At 65.0% G+C, this 20,780-nt stretch carries 21 protein-coding genes; 7 read left to right on the top strand and 14 right to left on the bottom strand.

Annotated features, from left to right (window positions below):
- Positions 1 to 119: 119 nt before the first annotated feature.
- The gene (locus GDN70_RS22780; protein WP_244429075.1) at positions 120 to 416 is read right to left on the bottom strand and encodes a hypothetical protein; all 297 of its coding nucleotides are present in this window, start codon (positions 414 to 416) and stop codon (positions 120 to 122) included.
- Between the two features lie 1,515 nt (positions 417 to 1,931).
- Here GDN70_RS22780 and GDN70_RS22765 point away from each other — a divergent pair.
- Together GDN70_RS22765 and GDN70_RS22760 are read left to right on the top strand one after the other, a co-directional pair.
- Positions 1,932 to 3,212: an amidohydrolase family protein gene (locus tag GDN70_RS22765; RefSeq protein ID WP_152103063.1), complete on the top strand. Its 1,281-nt coding sequence runs from the start codon at positions 1,932 to 1,934 to the stop codon at positions 3,210 to 3,212.
- Positions 3,213 to 3,389: 177 nt separating this feature from the next.
- A complete protein-coding gene (locus tag GDN70_RS22760; protein WP_097668185.1) occupies positions 3,390 to 4,004 on the top strand; it encodes a cupin in 615 nt (204 codons plus the stop codon).
- A 50-nt stretch (positions 4,005 to 4,054) separates the two neighbouring features.
- On the opposite strand, the gene GDN70_RS22755 is transcribed toward GDN70_RS22760, so the two are convergent.
- Both GDN70_RS22755 and GDN70_RS22750 read right to left on the bottom strand, forming a co-directional pair.
- Entirely contained in the window at positions 4,055 to 4,756 is a 702-nt protein-coding gene (locus tag GDN70_RS22755) for a Crp/Fnr family transcriptional regulator (protein WP_038972968.1), read from the bottom strand.
- A gap of 16 nt (positions 4,757 to 4,772) precedes the next feature.
- Positions 4,773 to 5,006, bottom strand: coding sequence for a hypothetical protein (locus GDN70_RS22750; RefSeq protein WP_028145014.1), 234 nt, complete (start codon positions 5,004 to 5,006; stop codon positions 4,773 to 4,775).
- 158 nt (positions 5,007 to 5,164) lie between these two features.
- Between GDN70_RS22750 and GDN70_RS22745 the strand changes: the two genes are divergently transcribed.
- A complete protein-coding gene (locus GDN70_RS22745; protein WP_038972967.1) occupies positions 5,165 to 5,902 on the top strand; it encodes a Crp/Fnr family transcriptional regulator in 738 nt (245 codons plus the stop codon).
- A 113-nt stretch (positions 5,903 to 6,015) separates the two neighbouring features.
- Here the strand turns inward: GDN70_RS22745 and GDN70_RS22740 are convergent, their stop codons facing one another.
- From GDN70_RS22740 to lptF, 9 genes are all read right to left on the bottom strand, one after another.
- Entirely contained in the window at positions 6,016 to 6,735 is a 720-nt protein-coding gene (locus GDN70_RS22740; protein WP_097668186.1) for a Crp/Fnr family transcriptional regulator, read from the bottom strand.
- Between the two features lie 336 nt (positions 6,736 to 7,071).
- Positions 7,072 to 7,308 (bottom strand): hypothetical protein, encoded by a 237-nt coding sequence (locus GDN70_RS22735; protein ID WP_038972966.1) that lies wholly within the window; start codon positions 7,306 to 7,308, stop codon positions 7,072 to 7,074.
- 74 nt (positions 7,309 to 7,382) lie between these two features.
- Complete coding sequence (locus GDN70_RS22730) at positions 7,383 to 8,441, bottom strand: alcohol dehydrogenase (protein WP_038972965.1); 1,059 nt, start codon at positions 8,439 to 8,441, stop codon at positions 7,383 to 7,385.
- A gap of 16 nt (positions 8,442 to 8,457) precedes the next feature.
- Positions 8,458 to 9,318, bottom strand: coding sequence for a 16S rRNA (adenine(1518)-N(6)/adenine(1519)-N(6))-dimethyltransferase RsmA (gene rsmA / locus GDN70_RS22725; protein ID WP_152103062.1), 861 nt, complete (start codon positions 9,316 to 9,318; stop codon positions 8,458 to 8,460).
- On the bottom strand, positions 9,318 to 10,355 hold the full coding sequence (pdxA, locus tag GDN70_RS22720) for a 4-hydroxythreonine-4-phosphate dehydrogenase PdxA (protein WP_097668187.1): 1,038 nt from the start codon (positions 10,353 to 10,355) through the stop codon (positions 9,318 to 9,320). The genes rsmA and pdxA overlap by 1 nt, the downstream gene beginning before the upstream one ends.
- On the bottom strand, positions 10,355 to 11,290 hold the full coding sequence (locus tag GDN70_RS22715; RefSeq protein ID WP_028145007.1) for a SurA N-terminal domain-containing protein: 936 nt from the start codon (positions 11,288 to 11,290) through the stop codon (positions 10,355 to 10,357). The genes pdxA and GDN70_RS22715 overlap by 1 nt, the downstream gene beginning before the upstream one ends.
- A 69-nt stretch (positions 11,291 to 11,359) precedes the next feature.
- Positions 11,360 to 13,849: an LPS-assembly protein LptD gene (locus GDN70_RS22710; protein WP_038946521.1), complete on the bottom strand. Its 2,490-nt coding sequence runs from the start codon at positions 13,847 to 13,849 to the stop codon at positions 11,360 to 11,362.
- Positions 13,849 to 14,946 (bottom strand): LPS export ABC transporter permease LptG, encoded by a 1,098-nt coding sequence (gene lptG, locus GDN70_RS22705; protein ID WP_038972962.1) that lies wholly within the window; start codon positions 14,944 to 14,946, stop codon positions 13,849 to 13,851. Before lptG ends, GDN70_RS22710 begins: the two co-directional genes overlap by 1 nt.
- Positions 14,943 to 16,112, bottom strand: a complete 1,170-nt coding sequence (lptF, locus tag GDN70_RS22700) for an LPS export ABC transporter permease LptF (RefSeq protein WP_028145004.1) — start codon at positions 16,110 to 16,112, stop codon at positions 14,943 to 14,945. Before lptF ends, lptG begins: the two co-directional genes overlap by 4 nt.
- 339 nt (positions 16,113 to 16,451) lie before the next feature.
- Between lptF and GDN70_RS22695 the strand changes: the two genes are divergently transcribed.
- From GDN70_RS22695 to GDN70_RS22685, 3 genes are all read left to right on the top strand, one after another.
- Entirely contained in the window at positions 16,452 to 17,951 is a 1,500-nt protein-coding gene (locus tag GDN70_RS22695; protein ID WP_038972961.1) for a leucyl aminopeptidase, read from the top strand.
- 6 nt (positions 17,952 to 17,957) lie between these two features.
- Positions 17,958 to 18,410: a DNA polymerase III subunit chi gene (locus GDN70_RS22690; RefSeq protein WP_018317550.1), complete on the top strand. Its 453-nt coding sequence runs from the start codon at positions 17,958 to 17,960 to the stop codon at positions 18,408 to 18,410.
- A 166-nt stretch (positions 18,411 to 18,576) separates the two neighbouring features.
- Positions 18,577 to 19,062 (top strand): hypothetical protein, encoded by a 486-nt coding sequence (locus GDN70_RS22685; RefSeq protein WP_038946527.1) that lies wholly within the window; start codon positions 18,577 to 18,579, stop codon positions 19,060 to 19,062.
- 165 nt (positions 19,063 to 19,227) lie between these two features.
- Here GDN70_RS22685 and GDN70_RS22680 read toward each other — a convergent pair whose 3' ends face one another.
- Together GDN70_RS22680 and GDN70_RS22675 are read right to left on the bottom strand one after the other, a co-directional pair.
- Positions 19,228 to 19,701 carry a hypothetical protein gene (locus tag GDN70_RS22680; RefSeq protein ID WP_038972960.1) on the bottom strand — a complete coding sequence of 158 codons (474 nt, stop codon included), beginning with the start codon at positions 19,699 to 19,701 and terminating at the stop codon, positions 19,228 to 19,230.
- Between the two features lie 26 nt (positions 19,702 to 19,727).
- Positions 19,728 to 20,096, bottom strand: coding sequence for an antibiotic biosynthesis monooxygenase (locus GDN70_RS22675; protein ID WP_026201869.1), 369 nt, complete (start codon positions 20,094 to 20,096; stop codon positions 19,728 to 19,730).
- Positions 20,097 to 20,192: 96 nt separating this feature from the next.
- On the opposite strand from GDN70_RS22675, the gene GDN70_RS22670 reads away from it, so the two are divergent.
- Positions 20,193 to 20,663, top strand: a complete 471-nt coding sequence (locus tag GDN70_RS22670) for a MarR family winged helix-turn-helix transcriptional regulator (protein WP_152103061.1) — start codon at positions 20,193 to 20,195, stop codon at positions 20,661 to 20,663.
- Positions 20,664 to 20,780 lie beyond the last annotated feature (117 nt).

Genomic DNA, 20,780 nt, shown 5'->3' with positions numbered 1-20,780 from the left:
ACCAGCCCTTTGTCATCAAAGACTTGGGTGGCAATGAGCCGCAAATCCGGAGAGGATGTGGCTTGAATTGGGCTTGCGGCGCGTTCGTTCCGCCGCGAGATCAGGCATTTCCTTGCGCGTTACTGCTTCGCCGAGCTCCAGGTTCCGCCGCAGCCATCGGAGCGCCGCCAGGTTCCGGAACCGCTGCGAGCGCCGAGACGGCCGGAGCCTGTGAAGGTCACGCCGTCGCCTTGACCGACCGTGCTGACCGAGCCGCTCGGGCTGACGGTGCCAGTGACACCCTGGCCGATGACCTTGCCCGAGGAGACGACGACCGCACCGGACGTGGTGCCGCCGCAGCCGACACTGGTGACCACCCAGGCGCCGTCAAACCCGCCACCTCCGCCACCGCCGCGCGCCGCGAGGCGTGGTTCCACGAGATGCCCCATTTGCTGTTGTCCGGGCCGTAGACGATCGAGCCCCAGGGCTTGAGATCCTCCATCTTGCGCATGCGCAGCAACAGGCCCTCGGTCGGCTCTCCATTCGGCGCCATCGAAATCCGCTGCTGGAGCTTTGTGATCGCGCGAGTGAGTCCGTCGGGGGTATCAGGGTCGAAATTGAGCTCGTCCGCAGTGCCGACAAGCAAGGCCAGTGTCGCCAGCCCCAAAACGCGATTGAAAATCCTCGCGCGCATCAAAATTCCCCAAAATAATGGCGCCACTCTACCAGCCCGGCGCGCGCGAAAAGTGGTGCGAGAGACGGTGGTACCCACACACGTGTCCCGGACGCGCTGCAGCGTTCTTACGCTGCTGCGCAGAGCCGGGACCCAGCGCTGCCCGCGCGCCGCTGCGACATGGGCCCCGGCTCTGCAGCGCACCGCTAAGGGGCGCTGCGCTGCGTCCGGGGCACGAGAGCCGAGGAGGCTGAGGCGCTCGCAATAACGGAGTATGAGGTTGCAGCCCGCTCCAAGTGACGCTGTCTGCGATGACACCGAGTATGTGGTGCAGACACGCCTTCGCGCTCTCGCGGCGCGTTTCGCCCGAGGCTTGCTGTCGTTCGCGCTCCTTGAAGACCAAAGGGCGCAGGGAAGGCCGGGCGCCGGCGGCACCCGCAAGTCCGTGCGCGACGAAGATGCACACGGGGTGGACCACAGGTGATGCCGGTCGCCCGGCCTTCCCTGCGCGGCTGGTTTTAACGGTGTCCTTCGTGCTCTCCCCGGGGAGCGATGCACTATTGCCCCCGTCGCCTTGCGGATGATCGATGCGCGTGCCCGGTCGGGCCGCCGCATCACCGCAAGCCTTGACGCACAGACCCCGGGCGTCAGGACCACACGACTTCTCCGTCCGCGGACGATCCCGCCGAAATACCCGGAAGGCTTGCGTGTGCTCGCCCCCAGGCATCGACGAAACCGCTGTGACCGCGCCGTGTCGTATCGCGTCGCCTGAGGACTCACGGTTGCCCGCCCTGTCATCATGCTGAGCCGCGCCGGCGCTACCGCGTCCACCGCCACCCGGCCCGCATCTCGTGACGATCGCGAAGCGCCCCTTTGGCAGGGGCCGGGATGGGCGAGGATATGCCATAAATCCGAAATTCGGGAAAGTGGAATATTTTTACGCCAAGGGCTTGACCGGGTGTTTTGCCCGACGCCTCTCGGGAGCCGCCGTCAGTTCTGCTTGCCGTTCTGCATGGCGCAAACGGCCCATCGCCACGAATGACCCAAGCGGCCCGGCGGATGTGCTCGCTTAGTCGGCGCTCTTCCCAGGAAGGTTCACGCGATTCCGGAAAATTTCGCGGCTCCTCAGGGCTCGTGTGCAGTCATAGGATTGGATCATCCGCGCGAAGATGCTTCAATTCCAATTCCATTCATTCCGGTCTCGTACGTTGGCGGCAGAAGCGCATCTGCTCGTCAAGGCGGGGCCGTAGCCGCCAATAAAAGCGCATGGGGGGCCGTCATGTCCGTGTTGTCACGCCGCGATTTCCTGGCATTGTCGACGTCAGCCGCAGTTGTCGGTCTCGCCGCGCCCGCCGGCGCCGCGATGGGGCCGAACGACAAGTACGATCTGGTGATCCGGGGCGGCGAGGTGCTCGACCCCAGCCAGTCGCTGCGCGCCAGACGCGATATCGGCATCCGCTGGGGCGTGATCGAAACGGTACAGGAGGCGATCCCGGCCGAGCGCGCGCTGAAGAGCATCGACGCGTCAGGCAAGCTCGTGATGCCCGGTCTCATCGATCTGCATAGTCACGTCTACCCCTACGGCTCGGCAATCGGTATTCCCGCCGACGAGCTGGTGCAATTCCAGGCCACGACAACCGTCGTGTCCGCGGGCGACGCCGGGGTCAACAATCTGGCGGCGCTGCGCCGGTTCATCGTGGCCCAGACGCGGGCGCGGATGTATGCCTTCGTCCATATCGCCAATAACGGCCTGTCGGCGTTCCCGGTCGCGGAGCTGTACAATATCGACGTCGCCCAGACCGAAGCCTGCGCGATGGCGCTCGCCGAGAACGCTGATTTCCTGCTCGGGGTCAAAGTGCGGATGTCGGAGAACGTGATCTACAAGCATGGGCTCGAGCCGCTGAAGCGCGGCATCCAGGCTTGCGAGATGTGCGGCTGGCCGGCGAAGATGATGGTGCATATCGGCGGCGTCGAGTCCAAGGAGCTGATGTCGCAGATCCTCGACCTGCTCCGCCCGGGCGACGTGCTGACCCATGCCTATTCGGGCGCACCGAACATGTCCAACGTCTTCACCAATATCGTGCAAGAGGGCAAGCTGCTGCCCGCGGCCCTGGCGGCCAAGCAGCGTGGCGTCATGTTCGACGTCGGTCACGGCGGCGGCAGCTTCGATTTCACCGTGGCGGAAGTGGCGATCCCCGGTGGGTGCACTCCGGACACGATCTCCTCCGATATCCATGTCTTCTCCGGCAACTCGCCGGGCATCCCGTTCCTGCCCAACGTGATGAGCAAGTTCATGACGCTGGGCTTCACGCTGGAGCAGGTGGTCGCGATGGCCACCACGGCTCCGGCGAAGATCATCAATCGCGCGCCGAAGATCGGCACCCTGCAAGTCGGAGCGCCCGGCGACGTCGCCATCATGGAGCTGGTGGAGGGGCCGGTCAGCTTCCTCGACACCCGCAACAACAAGAGAGACGGCAAGGCCCAGCTCAAGCCGGTCCAGACTGTCATCAACGGCGTGCCGTTCGGCCGGCCTTATCAGGCGCCGTTCGCGGTGCGATAGAGAGCCGGCCGGTCTCAGCTGTTGTGGGGACCCGCATGAACCAGTGCGACGCGCGAGTTATCCAGGCTGCATCGAGGCTGCAGCCCGCAGGGTGGGGTGAGCCCTGCTCCTGATCGAGCCCGTTCGCCTGGAAACTTCTCACCCCCGCCGTCGTTGAATCGTGGCTGAGGACAGGCCATGCCGATCAAGGACCAGATCAAGAATCTCGCCAAGAAGCTGGTGGAGGAGCATCCCGATGCGGCAACGCTGCGGGCGCTGGTGCGGGCCCGGAAGCCGGCAGCCATCCGTTTTCGCGACGATGGCATCGTGCCGAACAATCCGAGTTTTCCGGTGTTGCTCTATCGCGGCGCGGTGAATCTGAAGTCCAGGCGCTTTCCCCCCGAGGTCATCATCGACACGCTGTTCGATACAAACGGCTGGGGCCGGTCGTGGCGGGACACCGTGTATGACTTCGTCCATTATCATTCGCAGATCCACGAAGTGATGGGCGTGGCGCGCGGCACCGCCAGGGTCGAGTGCGGCGGGATCAAGGGGCGCATCCTCCGCGTGAAAGCCGGCGACGTTCTGGTGTTGCCCGCCGGCACCGGACACCGGTTGATCGAATCCAGCCGGGACTTCGGGGTCGTCGGAGCGTATCCGCAGGGCGGGACGTACGACGAGTGCACCGACATGCGAGAGCGTCCCGATGCCGTCAAGCGCATTGCCAAGGTCCGCAAGCCGAAGTCGGATCCTGTCCTCGGCCGCGGCGGTCCGCTGCTCACATCATGGCGGACCGCGCGGTCGCGTTCGTGACGCGAGGGGTAGCGCTCCGCTCACCCATTCTTCGCGCTCACCCACCGCGCTCAGGTCAGATAGTCGGGCGTGAAATCGGCAAACCTGCGCAACTCGTCGGGCTGCAGCAGCTCGATCTCGTTGCCCTCCCATGCGATCAATCCGCGATGACGCAGTTCCTGGATGGTGCGATTGACGTGCACGATCGACAGGCCGCAGGCATCGGCGACGTGCCGCTGCGTCATCGGCATCTGGAAGCAGGCGTCCTTGAGAAGGCCGACGATCTCCAGCCGCGCCGCGAGCTCGCAGATCAGATGCGCGACCTTCGGCAAGGCCGCCTGCGCGCCGAGCCGGGCGATCCATTGCCGCGAGATCGCCGCATCGATCAGCGTCTCGCGCCAGAACGCGCGGGTCAGATGGATCGAGCCGTCGAGCAGCTGGCGGAGCTGGCTGTGCCCGACGTAGCCGACGACGGTCGGGCCGAGGCCGACGAGGTCCGCATCCGTCGGCGAGACCAGCAGCGTGTGCAGGCAGGGCATGTCGCCGGGAACGTGGAACGCGAGGATCTGGCTGCGATCGCCGACGATGCGGGCCTGGTAGAGGAAGCCGCTGACGACGAAGACGCAGCGCGAGGCGGCCTCGCCCTGACGCAGCACGATCTCGCCGTCCGCGACCTGGCGTAGCGTGGACGGCAGGCCCGCGATCTGCCGGCGTTCGTCCTCGGACAGGCCTTCGATGGCCTGGAGACGCGCGATGAACTTCGGATGCGGCATGAGCCTCGCGCGTGCTTCAGCAGTCTCGCGGCACGTCGATGAAGCGCCGCGAGAGCTTTGCGATGGTCCAGTCGGAGACCTCGGTGCTGCGGAACTCGCGGATGGCGTGGGCGAGTTCCTGATCCGACATCGGATGCGCCGGCTCGCGGAGCGTGCCTTTCTCGAAGGCATCGCTGATGCAGTCGAGGTGCTCGCTGGTCTCGGATGCGAACAGGCCGCGGATGCGCTCCAGGATCGTCGTAGGGCTCATGAGAAGGGCCGGCTCGGTTGGTGATCGAGGTGTGGTGTGGGTGCGACCCGTACGATCGAAAACGGATTAGCAACCTGTGCGTCCGTCTCGCGTTCTAGTCCGCTGAACCGAGGCCAGAAGTATCATTTGATAGATCCGGCGCGATTTTTGGTGGTCTCATGGAAAAAGCCCACGACGTGCTGATCCGGAACCTGAGCGAGCACACCTCGCTCACCGGGGAGGATCTCGACGAGATCCGCGCGCTCACCTTTACGCAGCGCGATGTCGCGCCCAACGAGGATTTCATCCGCCAGGGTGACGAGCCCGAACATTCGGCGCTGGTCGTCTCCGGCATGGTGGCGCGTTACCATCTGCTCGGCAGCGGGGGGCGGCAATATCTCGCGTTCCATATCTCCGGTGACCTGCCGGATTCCCAGGGCCTGTTCATCGACCAGATGGACCATGGGCTCTCCGCGCTCGGGCACGCCTCGGTTGCCTTCATCCCGCATCGCGAATTGTTCACGGCCTTCCGGCGCCGGCCCACTTTCGCGCTCTCGGTGTGGCGCGAGACGCTGCTCGATGCCTCGATCTTCCGCGAGGCCATCACCAACAACAGCGCCCGGCCGATGCAGGCGCGCATGGCGCACCTGTTCTGCGAGCTGTTCTACCGCGCCCGCGCCGCGCAGCTCATCCGCGGCAATCGCTTCCGCCTGCCGATCAGCCTGGTGCAGCTCGGCGAGACGCTGGGCATGGCGATCGCGACGGTGAACCGGACGCTCGCTGACCTTAGACGGGGCGGCGCGATGGATCTGCGCGACGGGGAGCTCATCGTCCTGAAATGGCGCGAGCTGCAGCGGCTCGGCGATTTCAGCCCGGCCTATCTGCATCTGAAGCGTCAGTCGCCACCGGAGACGTGAGCCGCAACGGCGCTAAAGCATGATCCGGACAAGTGCGCAGCGGTTTTCCGAAAAGATCATGCTTGAACGACAACCTGAAGCGCGATGACGATGCATCCTGATCGCGTCTCGCTTTAGCCATCGGCAGGTGTCGCTCCGCCCAGCACCTCATCAAAATGCTTCCTTACCCAATCGTTGCAGCAGCAGGCTCTGGCTTCGAGCGCTGTCCCGTCGAGGATCAGGATGGCGCCGCGGCGGGTCGCGAGGATGCGCCTTGCCTTGAACATCTGGATGACGCGGCTGGCATAGCTGCGGGAGACGCCGAGCATGCCGGCGAGTTGCTCGTGGGTGAGGGGGATCTCGGCCCCGCCGATACTCTCTTTTGCGGAGATGATCCATTTGGCGGCGCGCTGCTCGATCGAATGAGCGGCGTTGCAGGCCGCCGTCTGCAGCAGCTGCGCGAATTGGCAGTCGGCGTAGCGCGAAAAGACCTCCTGAAGCGTGGCCGACCGCTGCTGTGCCTGCTCGAGTGCGCGCAGTGGCAGCCGGACGAGGGTGCCGCCCAGCTTCACGACGATGCGCGAATATGCGAGCGAAGGGTTGCGGCCTGCGGCAAGGCCCACCGCACCCTCACGGCCCACCAGCAGGCTTTCGACCTCGCGATCGTCCTCGACCGGCACGGCGAACGATACCAGTGCGGAACCGCAGGGAAAGTGTACCGCCGCCACGTCGTCGCCGGCGTGATGCAGGACGTGGCTCGCCGCGAGTTCGACCGGCTGGAGGTGAGGCGCGAGCAGTTCGAAATCCTGGTGGGTGAGCTGCCGGAGCAGATCGTTCGGGGGCCGACCGGTCACAGTTTCTTCTCTGGGCTGGCCGGGAATCGGCGCCAGCCAGAACCCTACGTTTCCGCAGCGGAACCGACGGTTCCAAAGTGCACACAAGCGGCCGTGCATAGTTGAGATGCTAGCGCGCGGGCTTGGACTCCCGGAAGTGGTAGGGGCGAGTCTGCATGCGCGTTCTTAGCGCAGCGCTGATCTGGCGAGGTCTGTTCAGGAGTGAACATAGCGGGCTTGCGGATTGGCGTAGCATGTGGCGCCGAGTGCCGCATTCCGTGCGCTTTGCCCGAGGACCGCCGGCCTCAATCCGCCAAAACGCCGCTGGGCCGGCGGCCCGAGGGGCGGCGACGACCATCACCCGAAGCGTGCTTCGCGATTCCACGAGGATCGGTGCAGCGCCGCGTGCGCGCGATAGGCGTCGATCGCCTTGTTGGCGAGCATCAGCTGCCGGCGTTCGCCGGTTTTGAGCTGACCTTCGATGGCGTCGAGAATGACGTTGGCGCTCTCGTCCGGCGGACCGAGCTCGCCGCTCTGCTCCAGGCAGCTCCAGGCGATGAAGAATGCGCTTTCGACGGTGCAACGAATGGACATGGGCTGCCAACGCGGCGGGGCAGCAGGCGTTCCGTCACGCGGGCCCAACTTGCGTCGGGCCCGCTGCGTGCGGCTCAGTTCTTCAGCACGATGCGGCCGACGACCTTGCCGGCACGAAGCTCGTCGATCCATTTCTGGACGTCGCCCATCGGCTCCTCGCGCATCGGCGTCGGCTTGATCTTGCCGGCGCGCGCCAGCGCCATCAGCTCCTGGGCCTCCTTGAGCGTTCCGACCATGAAACCCTCGATGGTCATGCGTTTGTAGACCCATTGCACCATCGGCAATGTGAACTGGCCGCCCATCAGGCCGGAGACCACGATCTTGCCGCCGCGCGCGGCGACCGCGACCGCAAAGGCCATCGACTTCTCGTTGCCGGCGAAATCGACGATCTCGTCGAAGCCGCCTTCGGTCTCCTTCAGGATGCGCTTGATCACGTCGGGCTCGGACGGATCGTAGGCGTTGGCTGCGCCGTTCTTCAGCGCGGTGTCGCGCGCGGCCGGCGACAGGTCGGCGACCGTGATCGGCTGCTTGAACATCGCCTGCGCGAACGACAGGCCCATCATGCCGACGCCGCCGAGACCGATCAGCAGCAGATTGCGCTGGCGCGGACGGTCGACCAGGCGCTTGAGCGCGCCATAGGCGGTGACGCCGGAGCACATCAAGGTCGCGGCCTGGTTGACGGGCAGGGGATCGTAGTCGAGCAGATATTTCGCGTCGGGCACCAGCACGTGGGTGGCGAAGCCGCCGTCGATGGAGACGCCGAGGAAGCGCTGCTTCACGCAGAGATTCTCGTCGCCATTGGCGCAGTCGCGGCACTGGCCGCAGCCGATCCAGGGGAAGACGGCCTTCTTCGCGCCGACGAGGCCGGTGGCGACGTCGGGGCCGACTTCGTCGACGACGCCGGCAATCTCGTGGCCGAGCGTGAAGGGCAGCGTCATGCCGCGCGTGGTGTCGAGCTTCTTGCCGCCGCCGAGATCGGCATAGCCGTCCTGGATGTGCAGGTCGGAATGGCAGAGGCCGCAGCGCTCGATGCGCACCAGCACCTCGGCGCCTTTCGGCTTCGGCGTGTCGACGATGGTCTCGCACAGCGGCGCATCAAACTTGACCAGGGACTGCCGACGCATCAACGCCATATTTCTTCCTCCGAAATTATCGCTCTGTTTCGGTTCGTATATTGGCCAATTCACGCGCCATGGCAACAAAGCCCGAGATCGGAATGGTCTCGGCGCGCCGCGTCGCATCGACGCCGGCGGCCGCAGCGAGCCGCGCGGGGTCGACGCCCAGCGACTTCAGACTCTGCCGCAACATTTTCCGGCGCTGACCGAAGGCGGCCGCGGCGACCTGCTCGAGCAGCTTGCGATCGCAGGCAAGCGGCTCTGCGCGCGGCGTGAGGCGCACGACGGAGGAGGTGACCTTGGGCGGCGGCACGAAGGCGGACGGCGCAATGTCGAACAGGATCTTGGTCTCGCAACGCCAATTGGCGAGCACGCCGAGCCGGCCATAGGCCTCCTCGTCCTCGCGCGCGACGATGCGCTCGCCGACCTCGCGCTGGAACATCAACACCATCATGTCGTACCAGGGCGGCCAGGGCTCGGTGGTGAGCCAGCCGATCAAGAGCTGGGTCGCGATGTTGTAGGGCAGGTTGGCGACGATCTTCGCGCGGTCGCCATTGAGCAGCGGGCGGGGATCGAAGGTCATGGCATCGCCATGCACGATCTCGAGCCTGTCAGGGTAGCGCGCGGAAATATCCTGCAACGCCGGGATCGCCCGCTCGTCATGCTCGATGGCGATGACGCGCCTCGCGCCGAGCGCGAGCAGCGCGCGTGTCAGCCCGCCCGGGCCCGGGCCGATCTCGACGATGGTGGAATCTTCGAGTGGCACTGCCGCGCGCGCGATGCGGGCGGTGAGATTGAGGTCGAGCAGGAAATTCTGGCCGAGCGATTTGCGCGCCGACAGCGCGTGCTGGCGAATGACCTCGCGGAGCGGCGGGAGGTCGTCGATCGCGCTCATCAGCTTTGCGAAGCCGCCATGCGGCTGGCCAGCTGAAGCGCCGCGATCAGGCTGGCCGGATTGGCCTTGCCGGTGCCGGCGATGTCGAAGGCGGTGCCGTGATCAGGCGAGGTGCGGATGAAGGGCAGGCCGAGCGTGACGTTGACGGCGTCGTCGAAGGCGACGGTCTTGATCGGGATCAGCGCCTGGTCGTGATACATGCAGATGGCGCAGTCATAGGTGCTGCGCGCGGCCTCGTGGAACATGGTGTCGGCGGGCAGCGGGCCCCTGGCCTCGATGCCGTCGCCACGCAACGTCTTGAGTGCGGGGGCGATGATCGTCTGCTCCTCGTGACCGAGCGAGCCGTCCTCGCCGGCATGCGGGTTGAGGCCGGAGACCGCGATGCGCGGCTGCGCGATGCCAAAGCGCGATTTCAGCTCGGCTGCGACGATGCGAGCAGTCGAGACGATCAGCTCGCTGGTGAGCTCTGCCAGCGCATCGCGGATCGAGACGTGGATGGTCACGGGTACCACCGCGAGCCGCGGCGACCACAGCATCATCACCGGCTGCGGCACGCGGCCGCCTTCCGCGGCGAGCTCGGCGAGGAATTCGGTGTGGCCGGGATGACGGAAGCCTGAGCGGTAGAGCACGCTCTTGGCGATCGGGTTGGTGACGACGGCGCCGGCGCGGCCCTCGCGGACATCGGTGACCGCCTGCCGGATCGAGGCGAGCGCGGCCGGCGCGCTCGATGCGTCGGGCGTGCCGGGCTCGGCGGTCGCGCGCTCGCCGGTAGCGACCACCGGGAGGGCGTCAATGAAGGCGGAAGCGGCCTCGTCCGGGCTCACCGCCGCGGTCCTGACATCGGCACCGAGCGCGGCGGCGAGCGCCTTGGCGCGCCGGGCGATCAGCGCCTCGTCGCCGAGCAGATAGAAGGCGGGCAGGTTCAGTTCACGGCGCCGGAGCCAGGCTGCGATCGTGATGTCGGGGCCGATGCCGGCGGGCTCTCCCAGGGTCAGGGCAAGGGGAAGGGTATGCGGTTTGGCTGCGCGATTGGCCATCAGCGGTTGCGATATTCGATCATCGCCGCCTTGCGGAGCTCGTCGAGATAGGCCTTCTGGGTCTTCTCGTACTTCTCCTGATACATCTTCTCGCGGACCTCGCGCTTCTTCGGCGTGTCGATCATGGTCGGCTTGCGCGAGCACAGCACCACCATCTCGATGCCGTTCTTGGTCATCTCGGGCGCCGTCAAATGGCCGATCGGGGTGTCGTCGAGCACCTTGCGCAGCGCCTCGGGCAGCTCCGCGGTGGTCTTGGTGACACTGTCGCGGATGGTGGCGTTCGGCGTCGAGCGGAACAGCGAGTTGGCTTCCTCGCAGCTTCCGACGCGCGCGCGATAGCTCTCGGCTTCCTTCTTCCGTGTTTCCAGGAACGCGGCGGACGAGCCGCGCGGCACGATCAGCACGATCGGCTGCATCTTGTATTCGGTGCCCTCGATCTGGAGCTTGTCGCCGGTCTGGGCCTGCACGGCCTGCGCGACGTCGCGCTCGCCGACGAGCAGCTTCTCCTTGAAGCGGCCGCGCACGAGGCTGGTCCAGACCATCTCGGCCTTCATGCGGCCCTTCAGCGTCTCGGGGCGCACGCCTTTGGATTCGAGCGACTTGGTGAGCTGGTCCGGCGTGATGCGCATGCGCTGCGCCATGCCTTCGTAGGACTGGTTGATGTCGGAGACGCCGGGATCGACCCCGAACTTCTTGCCCTCCTTCATCTTCACCTTGTCGTCGATCAGCTCGTTGATGACCTCCTGCCGGCTCGGGGTCTTCTGCGTCGTCAGCTGGTCGAGCTTGGAGCGCTGCTCGATGTCGAAATCGGTGATCGGGTCGCCGTTGACCATGACGACGATGTTCTGCGCGCGCGACGGCGAGGGCAGTCCGGTCAGGACCAGTCCGGCAGCGATGGCGAGGAGAAGGCGGAAGACGGGCAATGGGGTCGTCATGATTGTCGCTCGCATGTCAGCCGCGTCGAGCCTGTGATGGGGGCAAGCGCGGCCGGCACTTCAAACCGTTCACTGGAGGCCGGCGGAACTGCTGGTCGTCGACGAGGTCGCCAGCGTGCGCAGGCCGATCTGGAACATGAACGCATGGCTCAGGACGGGCGGCGCGGTGCCCGCCGAGTAGCTATACGAAGTTACGTAGTTCGCCGCCAGCACGAAGCAATCGTCGACATAGCCGGCACCGAGCACATACTGGTTGATCTTGTTGGCCTCGAGGTCCCACCGCGCCGAGCCCGACACCACCCAGTTGGTCGCGAGCTTTATGGAGCCCGAGGTCAGGATGCCCTCGCGGCGGGTCAGATAGCCGAGCTCCGGCTGCGCCGCGTAATTGCCGTACAGCACGCTGACCGCCCAGCGATTGAAGTTGGCGCGGCCTTCCGCCTCGAAGCGCTGCACGTTCCAGGTCTGCTCGTCCATGCGGGAGCGAACGCTGAACGTGTAGGTGCTGTTGGGCGAGTAGCTGGCGCTCGCGACGTAATCGGAACGCGGCTTGTCCAGGCCGGAATTGAGGCCGGTATTGATGGGGTCCTGGACCGCGAAGGAGTTCATGCCGAACAGCTGGTAGGACTGGCCGAACAGGGCCTTGACGGCGCCGCCCTTGTCGAACTGCGTGGTGGACTGCACGCCGACATTGGCGCGGCCGCCACCCTCGACGCGGTCGTAGCCGGAGAACTTGTCGACGCTGAACAGGTTCGAGGCGTCGAACACCATGCTCTGGGCGTCCTCGTTCGGGAGCTTGCCGGCATAGGTCTCGTTCGGCCGGATGATGATCTGCGCGATCGGCTCGACGGTGGTCGAGCCCCAGGGCTGAATGTTGATGAAAGGGTAGCGGTATTCCAGGCCCACGGTCGGCATCAGGCGGAACGCCTGGGTGTCGCCGACGGGGAGATAGTTCGACACGCCCGGCTGGTTGGAAACCGAGGAGTTGATCGCGTCGGCGCGCAGGCTGGCGAACGGCGTCCAGATCTGGCCGAGCGGATCGGTGAAGGATTTGCGCCACTGCGCCTCGGCCGTGAGGCGGGTGTAGGTGCCGGGGAAGCCGCGCAGCAGGCACTGCGACGGCGTGCGGGCGAGCGGATCGGCCGACGCCGTCGTGCACAGGCTGTTGGTGTTCGCGATCGTGGTGATCGGATCGAACACCGCCTGGTCACGCGACATGTTCACGAAATTGGTCTTGTAGCTGAACTCGCCGCCGAACACCGGATAGTTGAGCACGTTGGAGTAGTCGATCACCGGATAGACGATCGGCACCTGGCTCTGGTTACCCGAATAGCTCAGCCAGTACATCGTGCGCGCGTCGAAGAAGCTGCGGTTGCCGACGCCGGTCAGATAGAGCTGCGACAGCGCCTCTGTCGGCAGCAGCAGGAACGAGCCGAGCGGATCGCGGTACTGGTAGAGCCGGTAGTCCGAGAAGAAATAGTAGTCGGACATCAGGACGCCGTCCCAACCCCAGACCCATTTGTCGTTCAGCGCGAACTGACCCTTGGTGTCGACGGCGCCGCGGAACTGCTTGTCGCCCGGCTGCCCGGAGAACGCGCCGGGATCGAGCTGGTCGATGCCATAGGCGCGGATCTGGTAGGCGCCGTCGATCAGGCGCTGCCGGAATTCTCCCTGCAGCAGCACGCCTTGCCGCGACAAGAAGCGGGGGTTGATGGTCGCGTCCATGTCGGGCGCGATCGCCCAATAATAGGGAACCTCGACGCCATAGCCCGTGTTCGTCGTGCCGGAAACATAGCCCGGCATCAGGAAGCCGCTCTTGCGCTTCACGGTCGGGTCGGGCGTCGAGAAATAGGGCATGTAAGCGAGCGGCACACCGAAGAATTCGATCTGCGCCGTCTCGAAATACAGCATCTTCTCCTGCTGGTCATGGATGATGCGGGCACCCTTGACCTGCCACAGCGGCGGCTTCTTCGGATCGTCCTTACACGGCGCGCAGGCCGTGTAGACGCCGTTCTCGAACACTGTGTAGTTGCCGCTGGAGCGGTCGGCGCGGCTCGCGGCCATGCGGGTCTGGTCGGCCGTGTCCACACGCAGCGAATCGACGAAACCGTCGCGGTAATCGTCGGAGAGATCCATGATCTCGGCATAGGTGATCTTGCCGTCGGCATCCGTCATGCGGATGTTGCCTTCGGCATGCAGCCGCTTGGTCTTCTGGTCGTAGATGACCTTGTCGGCCTCGACGCTGGTGCCGTTGTAGAACAGCTGGACGTTACCGACCGCGGAGACGCGTGAATTGTTGTAGTCGTAGTCGACCTCGGTCGCCTGAACCAGCATCTGGTTGTCGTTGGCGGCCTTCGGCGGCTTCGGACGCGGCGGCAGCGGATTATAGGTGAAGCTCTGGGCCGAGGCGGGGGCCACGGCAGCAACGTCGATCAGCGCGCCGAGCGATGCCACGGCAGCCACGGCCATCATGAGCCTGCGAAGAGACAAGCCGGACCCGTTCGCGCGCATCACGATGCGGCGCGTCAAACGAGACACGGGTCCTCGATGGACGGCAGTCACTAACCGTCCTCCTGGTACAACAAGGCCAAAAAGCCGGTGAGGCCGCCCACCACCGCGGGCAACCACGCCGCAGCGATCGGATGCATCAACTCAGCCTTGCTCAAGTCTTCAGTCACTTTCGACAGAACGTAGAGCAGAAAGCCTGCGCCCACGCCACTCAAAACCATCTTCTGCACGCCGCCCATCCGGAAGAAGCGCAACGACACGGAGGCCGCGAGCATCACCATGGCCGCAAGCAAAAACGGCTGTGCCAGAAGCTTCTGATACTGGAGTCGGTATCCGGCTGTCGCGAAGCCTGAGCTCTCGGATGAGCGGATGTAGCTCGGTAGTTGCCAAAAGGACACAGTCTCGGGGGTGGAAAAGCTGTTGCGGACCTGCGCCTCGGTGAGCGTCGTTGGAATCTCCAGGGTGGCCTGATCGATCGGCGGGGAGTCCAGCGAGAAGCGGCGAACGGATTTGAACAGCCAGTGGCCGGACTCCAGTGTCGCCTCGCGCGCCTCGATCCGCTCCTTGAAGTGACTGTCTGTGTCAAAGCGGAACAGCGTCAGGCCGGTGAGTCGGACGCCCTGCTGCTCGCTGCGCGCGGCGTTGATGATGGTCTGGCCGTCGCTGGTCACCTGATTGAGCCAGAAGCCGGAAGCGTCCTGGATGCCGCCGCCGGGCGCCGAGCCGAACAGCTCGGCTTCCATGCGCTTGGAGAGCTCACGCAGATTCGCCGACATCGGATTGTAGGCGACGGTTGCGATCACCCCGATCAGGAGCGCGCTGCCGAGCGCCGGTGAAATGAACTGCCATGCGGAGATGCCGGCGGCGCGCGCAACCACGAGCTCGAGCCGGCGGGAGAGGGCGAGATAACAGGTCATGGCGCCGATCAGCATGCAGAACGGCGTCAGCTTCTCCAGCAGTTGCGGCACCCTGAACAGCGAGGTCTCGGCCACCATGAGCGCCGAGGCGGACGCCAGCCCCGAGGTCTTGCGCACCATCTCGATGTAGTCGACCAGCACCAGCAGCAGGAAAATGCCCGCGAACACGCCGAGCGCCGCGATCACGAAGCGGCCGGCGAAATAGCGTCCGAGTGTGTTGGTGAGCATGCTCATGCGGTGGCTGGCCGTCCGAACAGCTGCGCGATGCGCGCGTTCGACCTGTTGATGGCCTCCATGAGGCCCGGGGGCGGCTCGACCACGACGCCGCGGATGATCATCCACAGCCCGACGCCGATGGCGCCCATGACCATCGCATATTGTACCAGCACCGGGCTCGGCGACTTCACCGCCATGACCGAGCAGGCAAAGCCGGCCATGCGCAGGCCGAACACCGCAACGACCGAAGTGCCGATCGAGAAATTACGGCTCTGGCGGGTGGTGCGGGGCGCACCGAGGAAGGCGAAGGTCAGCACGGCGAAGGCGAAGGGATAGATCGGCGCGAGCAGGCTGTCATGCAGGGCCGAGCGGAACTGGCCGGGAATCTGCTTGTAGACGGGGTCGTTGTCGGACGGCGCGAGCAGCTCCCAGAGATAGCGCTCGCGGATGCCGAGGGTGACGTCGCGGCCCTGGTTGGAGAACTTCGACATGTCGAAGCCGTAGCGGCCGAAGGCCACCAGCGCGGGATCGCGCTTGCCCGCCTCGAAGCGCTGGAGATTGCCGGTCTCCAACACCAGGAACGAGCCGGTCTCGTTCTTCACGACCTCGCCGTGCTCGGCGACGATCGAGACGCGCTCGTTGGGATCGCGGCGGTCGTCGATGAAGATGCCGGCAAGGATGCCGCCGGGCTGGCGTTCGCGAATCCGGATCGTGAGGTTCTTGTCGAGCTGGGCGAAGCGGCCGGGCTGCAGGATGTTGGTGAGCACGTCCGCGGTGATCTCGGCATCCCACTGCTTGATCCGCCGCATGCCGTCGGGGGCGAGATAGGCCGCGATGAAGGCAACCAGCAGCGCCACCACGCAGGTGGCGTAGAAGAACGGATAGAACAGCCGGAACGGCGACAGGCCGGCGGCATTCATCACGATGATCTCGGAATCGGTCGCGAGCTTGTTCAGCGTGTGCGAGATCGCGATCATCAGCGCGATCGGCGAGATGATCAGGACCAGGGCCGGCACGACGAGGCTGGTGATGCCCAGGAAGGTGAGGATGGTCTGTCCCTGGCTCGTCATCAGGTCGATGCCGCGCAACGCCTGCGTAATCCAGATCACGCCGGTGAGGCTGACCAGGATCAGCGCAAACGACGCCAGCGTCGTGCGGAAGATATACCTATCGATCGACCCCATGCGCTACCGCACGAATCCCACCAAGTCCCCAATGTCGGCCGAAACTCCGCTGTCCAACCAATCCCCGATCAGGGGATCCCCAAGGTTGGCGAGCGCCTCTTCCGCCAGCTCACTCTCTCACTACCATCCCTTTGATCCGTCAACAAAATGGCTGCCCCGTGGCACCCTCATAATATGGTTAATATTTCCCTCGTTGTGGCCTTGAGGCCACGGGGGGTGCTTGGCATCTGCCGGCGCGCTGGCCCATAGTGCGGAAGGCTCAGTGAATCGCCGTTCAGGTCCGGCCCTGGCCAGGAACCGTGACCAGCAAAAAGACCAAGATTTTTGAAGGAGTTACCCATGTCCGATGCCATCAAGGTCGGCTTTGTCCCGTTGTCTGCCGCCGCCCGTGGCATCCTGGTCGTGTTTTGCGACGACAGTCTGAAGGTCGGTCCGGCGACGGCCAAGGCCCTGGGCGGCGCTATCGAACTCGTGAAGCGTGCGGCCGTCGCCGCCGCCTTCAAGGGCAAGACCGGGGCTGCGCTCGACATCCTGGCGCCGGAAGGAGTGAAGGCCACCCGTCTGCTCGTGATCGGCGCCGGCAAGGCGGCCGGCCTGAAGGCGAACGATTTCCTCAAATTCGGCGGTGTGGCGGCGGGCAAGCTTGCCGCCGGGGCGGCCGCCATGACCATCATGGCGGAACTGCCAAGTGGTGCCATGACGAGCGAGCAGGCGGTTGCGATCGCCTCGGGCCTGCGCCTGCGCGCCTACAAGTTCGACCGCTACAAGACCAAGAAGAAAGACGGCGAGGAGGGCGGTTCGCGCGCCGACATCACGCTTGCTGTCGGCGATGCCGCTGCCGCGAAGAAGGCGTTTGCCTCGGCCGGCCACGTCGTCGACGGCGTGATCATCGCGCGCGATCTCGTCAACGAACCGCCGAACGTGCTCTTCCCCGAGGAATTCGCGCGCCGCGCCAGTCAGCTCCGCAAGCTCGGCGTCAAGGTCGAGGTGCTCGACGTCAAGGCGATGCAGAAGCTCGGCATGGGCGCGCTGCTCGGCGTCGGCCAGGGCTCGGCGCGGCCGAGCCGCACCGTGATCATGCGCTGGGACGGCGGCAAGAAGGGCGAGGCGCCGGTGAGCTTCGTCGGCAAGGGCGTCTGCTTCGACACCGGCGGCATCTCGATCAAGCCGGCCGGCAGCATGGAGGATATGAAGGGCGACATGGGGGGCGCGGCCTGCGTCGTCGGCCTGATGCACGCGCTTGCCGCGCGCAAGGCCAAGGTCAACGTGGTCGGCGCCATCGGCCTCGTCGAGAACATGCCCGACGGCAACGCGCAGCGGCCGGGCGACATCGTGACCTCGATGTCGGGCCAGACCATCGAGATCATCAACACCGACGCGGAAGGCCGGCTCGTGCTGGCCGACGTGCTCTGGTACGTCGCCAAGAAGGTGAAGCCGAAATTCATGGTGGATCTGGCGACGCTGACCGGTGCGATCGTGGTCGCGCTCGGCACCGAGCATGCCGGCATGTTCTCCAACAATGACGAACTCGCCGAACGCCTGCTGGCGGCTGGCATCGAGAGCGGGGACAAGGTCTGGCGCATGCCGCTCGGTCCCGAATACGACAAGCTGATCGATTCCCAGTTCGCTGACATGAAGAACACCGGCGGCCGCCATGGCGGCTCGATCACCGCGGCGCAGTTCCTGCAGCGTTTCGTCGACGGCACGCCCTGGGCCCATCTCGACATCGCCGGCACCGCCATGGGCGCGCCGAAGACCGACATCAACCAGAGCTGGGCAAGCGGCTATGGCGTCCGCCTGCTCGATCGCCTGGTCGCCGACCATTACGAGCGCAAATGACCTGAGATGACCGAAGTCCTGTTCTATCATCTGCAAAACATGACGGTGGAGAACGTGTTGCCGCCGCTTCTCGAGAAATCGCTCGAGCGCGGCTGGCGCGTCGTGGTGCAGTCGACCTCGGAAGAGCGCGCCGATGCGCTCGACGCGCATCTATGGACCTATCGCGACGATTCCTTCCTGCCGCACGCGACATGGCGCGTGAACGATGCCGCCGATCAGCCGATCGTGCTGGCGATCGAGGAGGGCAATCCCAACGGCGCCCATGTCCGCTTCCTGGTCGACAATGCCGCCCTGCCGCAGGACGCGCAGGGCTATGCGCGCATGGTGCTGCTGTTCAACGGCGACGATCCGGACGCACTCGCGCTCGCCCGCAGCGCCTGGACGGATTGCAAGGAGCGGGGATTTGATGTCACCTATTGGCAGGCCGACGAGCGGGGCCGATGGCAGCGTCGGAATTAGGGGTCCTTCGCAATTAATGATAATTTGCACTTTTCGGGCGATGCTGGCTTTTGTCACCTTCGTGCCGCAAAGTGATGTTGGGACAATCGCTTAGGGCTGGTCCTTCACGCGGGGAATTTGGTTTATCGTGCGACATCAAAAGCTTCCCAAGTCGCTCATAATTGCGTTGGCTGCCGTAGCACCGCTGGTCGCGGGCTGCTCGGGGACCGATCTGCTGTCCAAGGACGCACAATGGTTCAACACGCCCAGCCGTCTCTTCATCAAGAACATCTCGATCGAATCCCCGCCGCTGACCCCCGACAAGGCGGTCGGAGCTGAGGATCTCGTCAGCGCCGACGGCGGCTGTCCCGGCATGGCGCCGCCTCCCGGGCCGGCCGATGCCAATGCATCGACGACGGCACCGGCGCCGACGGGCGGCACGGTCGCGCTCGGCCACACCGAATGCGACGTGGTGCGCGGCATCGGCGCGCCATCGAACGTCAATCTCTCCAATGATGCCGTCGGCCGCCGCGTTGCCGTCGTCACCTGGGCCACGGGACCGCGCGCCGGCATCTACACGTTCACGGCTGGACGTCTGTCGTCAATCGAGGGCAACCCCGATCCGCAACCGGTGCCGAGGGCGACCAAGCCAAAGCCGAAGAAGCACGCGTAAGCGCGGATCGCCGGCACCACAACGGATCGGCTGCGCGCATCGGAGAAGTTATTGTACTGCTCCATAGATCGCCGTCCGCTCAAATGACGCCATCGATGCCGTGCTTCTGAAGGACGCGGGCGAGCCTGGGCGGATTCGATCGGCAGCCCGCTTTGCGCGCGCCCCTCACAGCGTCGGCTTGGTGTCGAAGCGATCGCGTTGGCGAGTGCGCAAGCGGCCCTTCATCTTGAAGCCGTCACGCATATTGAGGTCGAGAAGACCGATGTTCGTCGCGCCGGCAAACAATTCGAGAGTCTGCACTGTGTAGAACGTGGTGTCGAACTCCGCGGCGTTTGCCTTGGAGGCAAGAAACAAGGCGGCGGGAATGAGAACGAGGATGCCGTTGCCCGCGATGAACGGCATGCGCTTGATCTTCGCGCCGATCAGGCCAGCGCGCCGTCCCTTTGCCAGAAAGAAACCCGAACCTCCCGTCACCGCCAGCGCCGGAACCAGCAACAGGAAGCCCCAGGGGATGGCTGTCTTCACCAGGGTTACGCTCGCGTGTGACGCGAATAGCTCGGAGAGAGCCGTGGAAAGCCAGAAGGTCGCAATGGTCGTCAGCGCGACCACGCCCGCGACGGGATGAATGATCTTGGTCATCGGGTCCTGCTGTTCTTTAAGGCGAGCTACGCGACGCAGATGCCGGGCACGGCGACCTTCTCGAATAGGTGCGGAGAGGCGACGGCGGAGGAGGGATAGGCTGCGATCTTCGATCTGAACTCAGGATGTGTGAACGCGGCCCGGAAGTGGGCAGTCGATTCCCAGACGGCATAGTTCAGATATGTCGGGCTATCGCCGATTGCGCGGTGAAGCTGGGTGGCAATGAAGCCCGGCTGCCGCTTCATGAAGGCTGCATCGTCCTGCCAAACCTGGAGGAAGCTCTGCTCGTCGGTCTTGTCGAGCGTGAACACATTCACCAGCACTGCGGGGCTGGTGTCGATGCCAAGCTGACGTTCAATGGGAAAGTTAGGGTCCAGAGGGCGTAGGTGCGCCATGGCAGGTTCCGTTCGAGATGGCAATATGGTGTCAATGTGGTACTATACGTAGTAATTATTTGACATCATGATGTCAATAACAGTTTATGGTGACGGATGCCGAAATCCTTGCGAACGCCGGCCGGTGATGCTCTGTCGAACCTCGTGCTTGACCTGTTCCGGCTGAACAGCCTGCTCCTGACCGCAGGGGACCGCTTGGTGGCCCAGCTCGGGCTCACGAGCGCTCGCTGGCAGATTCTCGGCGCCATCGTGCATGCGGAGCGCCCCCAGCCGGTGGCTTGGCTTGCCCGCGATCTGGGTGCCAATCGCCAGAACGTGCAGCGGATCGTCAATGATCTGCACGCGGAAGGCCTCGTTGCTTTCGAGGCCAATCCGCATCACCGCCGAGCGCAGCTTGTCGTCCTGACCGACAAGGGGCGGCATGCCTTCGATGCCGCCATGGCTTTGCAGGCGCCGTGGGTCAACGGCCTTTCGGAGGGGCTTCCGGTCAAGGACCTGCAAACCGTTCATCGCATCGTCGCGGACCTGCGAACGAAGCTCGAGAGCGAGACAGAGAGCCAGACCTAGCGCACGGCGAGCAGGCGGAATTGACGGGCAGCTCTTCGCGACATGTTCCCGGAACGCCGCTGCGGCCGAACAATTGCTGCACGCTTCTGATGAGTCGCTTTCCTGATGGTCTTGCGG

It is taken from the genome of Bradyrhizobium sp. TM102, from assembly GCF_009176685.1.
GTDB lineage: Bacteria > Pseudomonadota > Alphaproteobacteria > Rhizobiales > Xanthobacteraceae > Bradyrhizobium > Bradyrhizobium ottawaense.
This window is presented reverse-complemented; position numbering and strand designations above follow the sequence as displayed.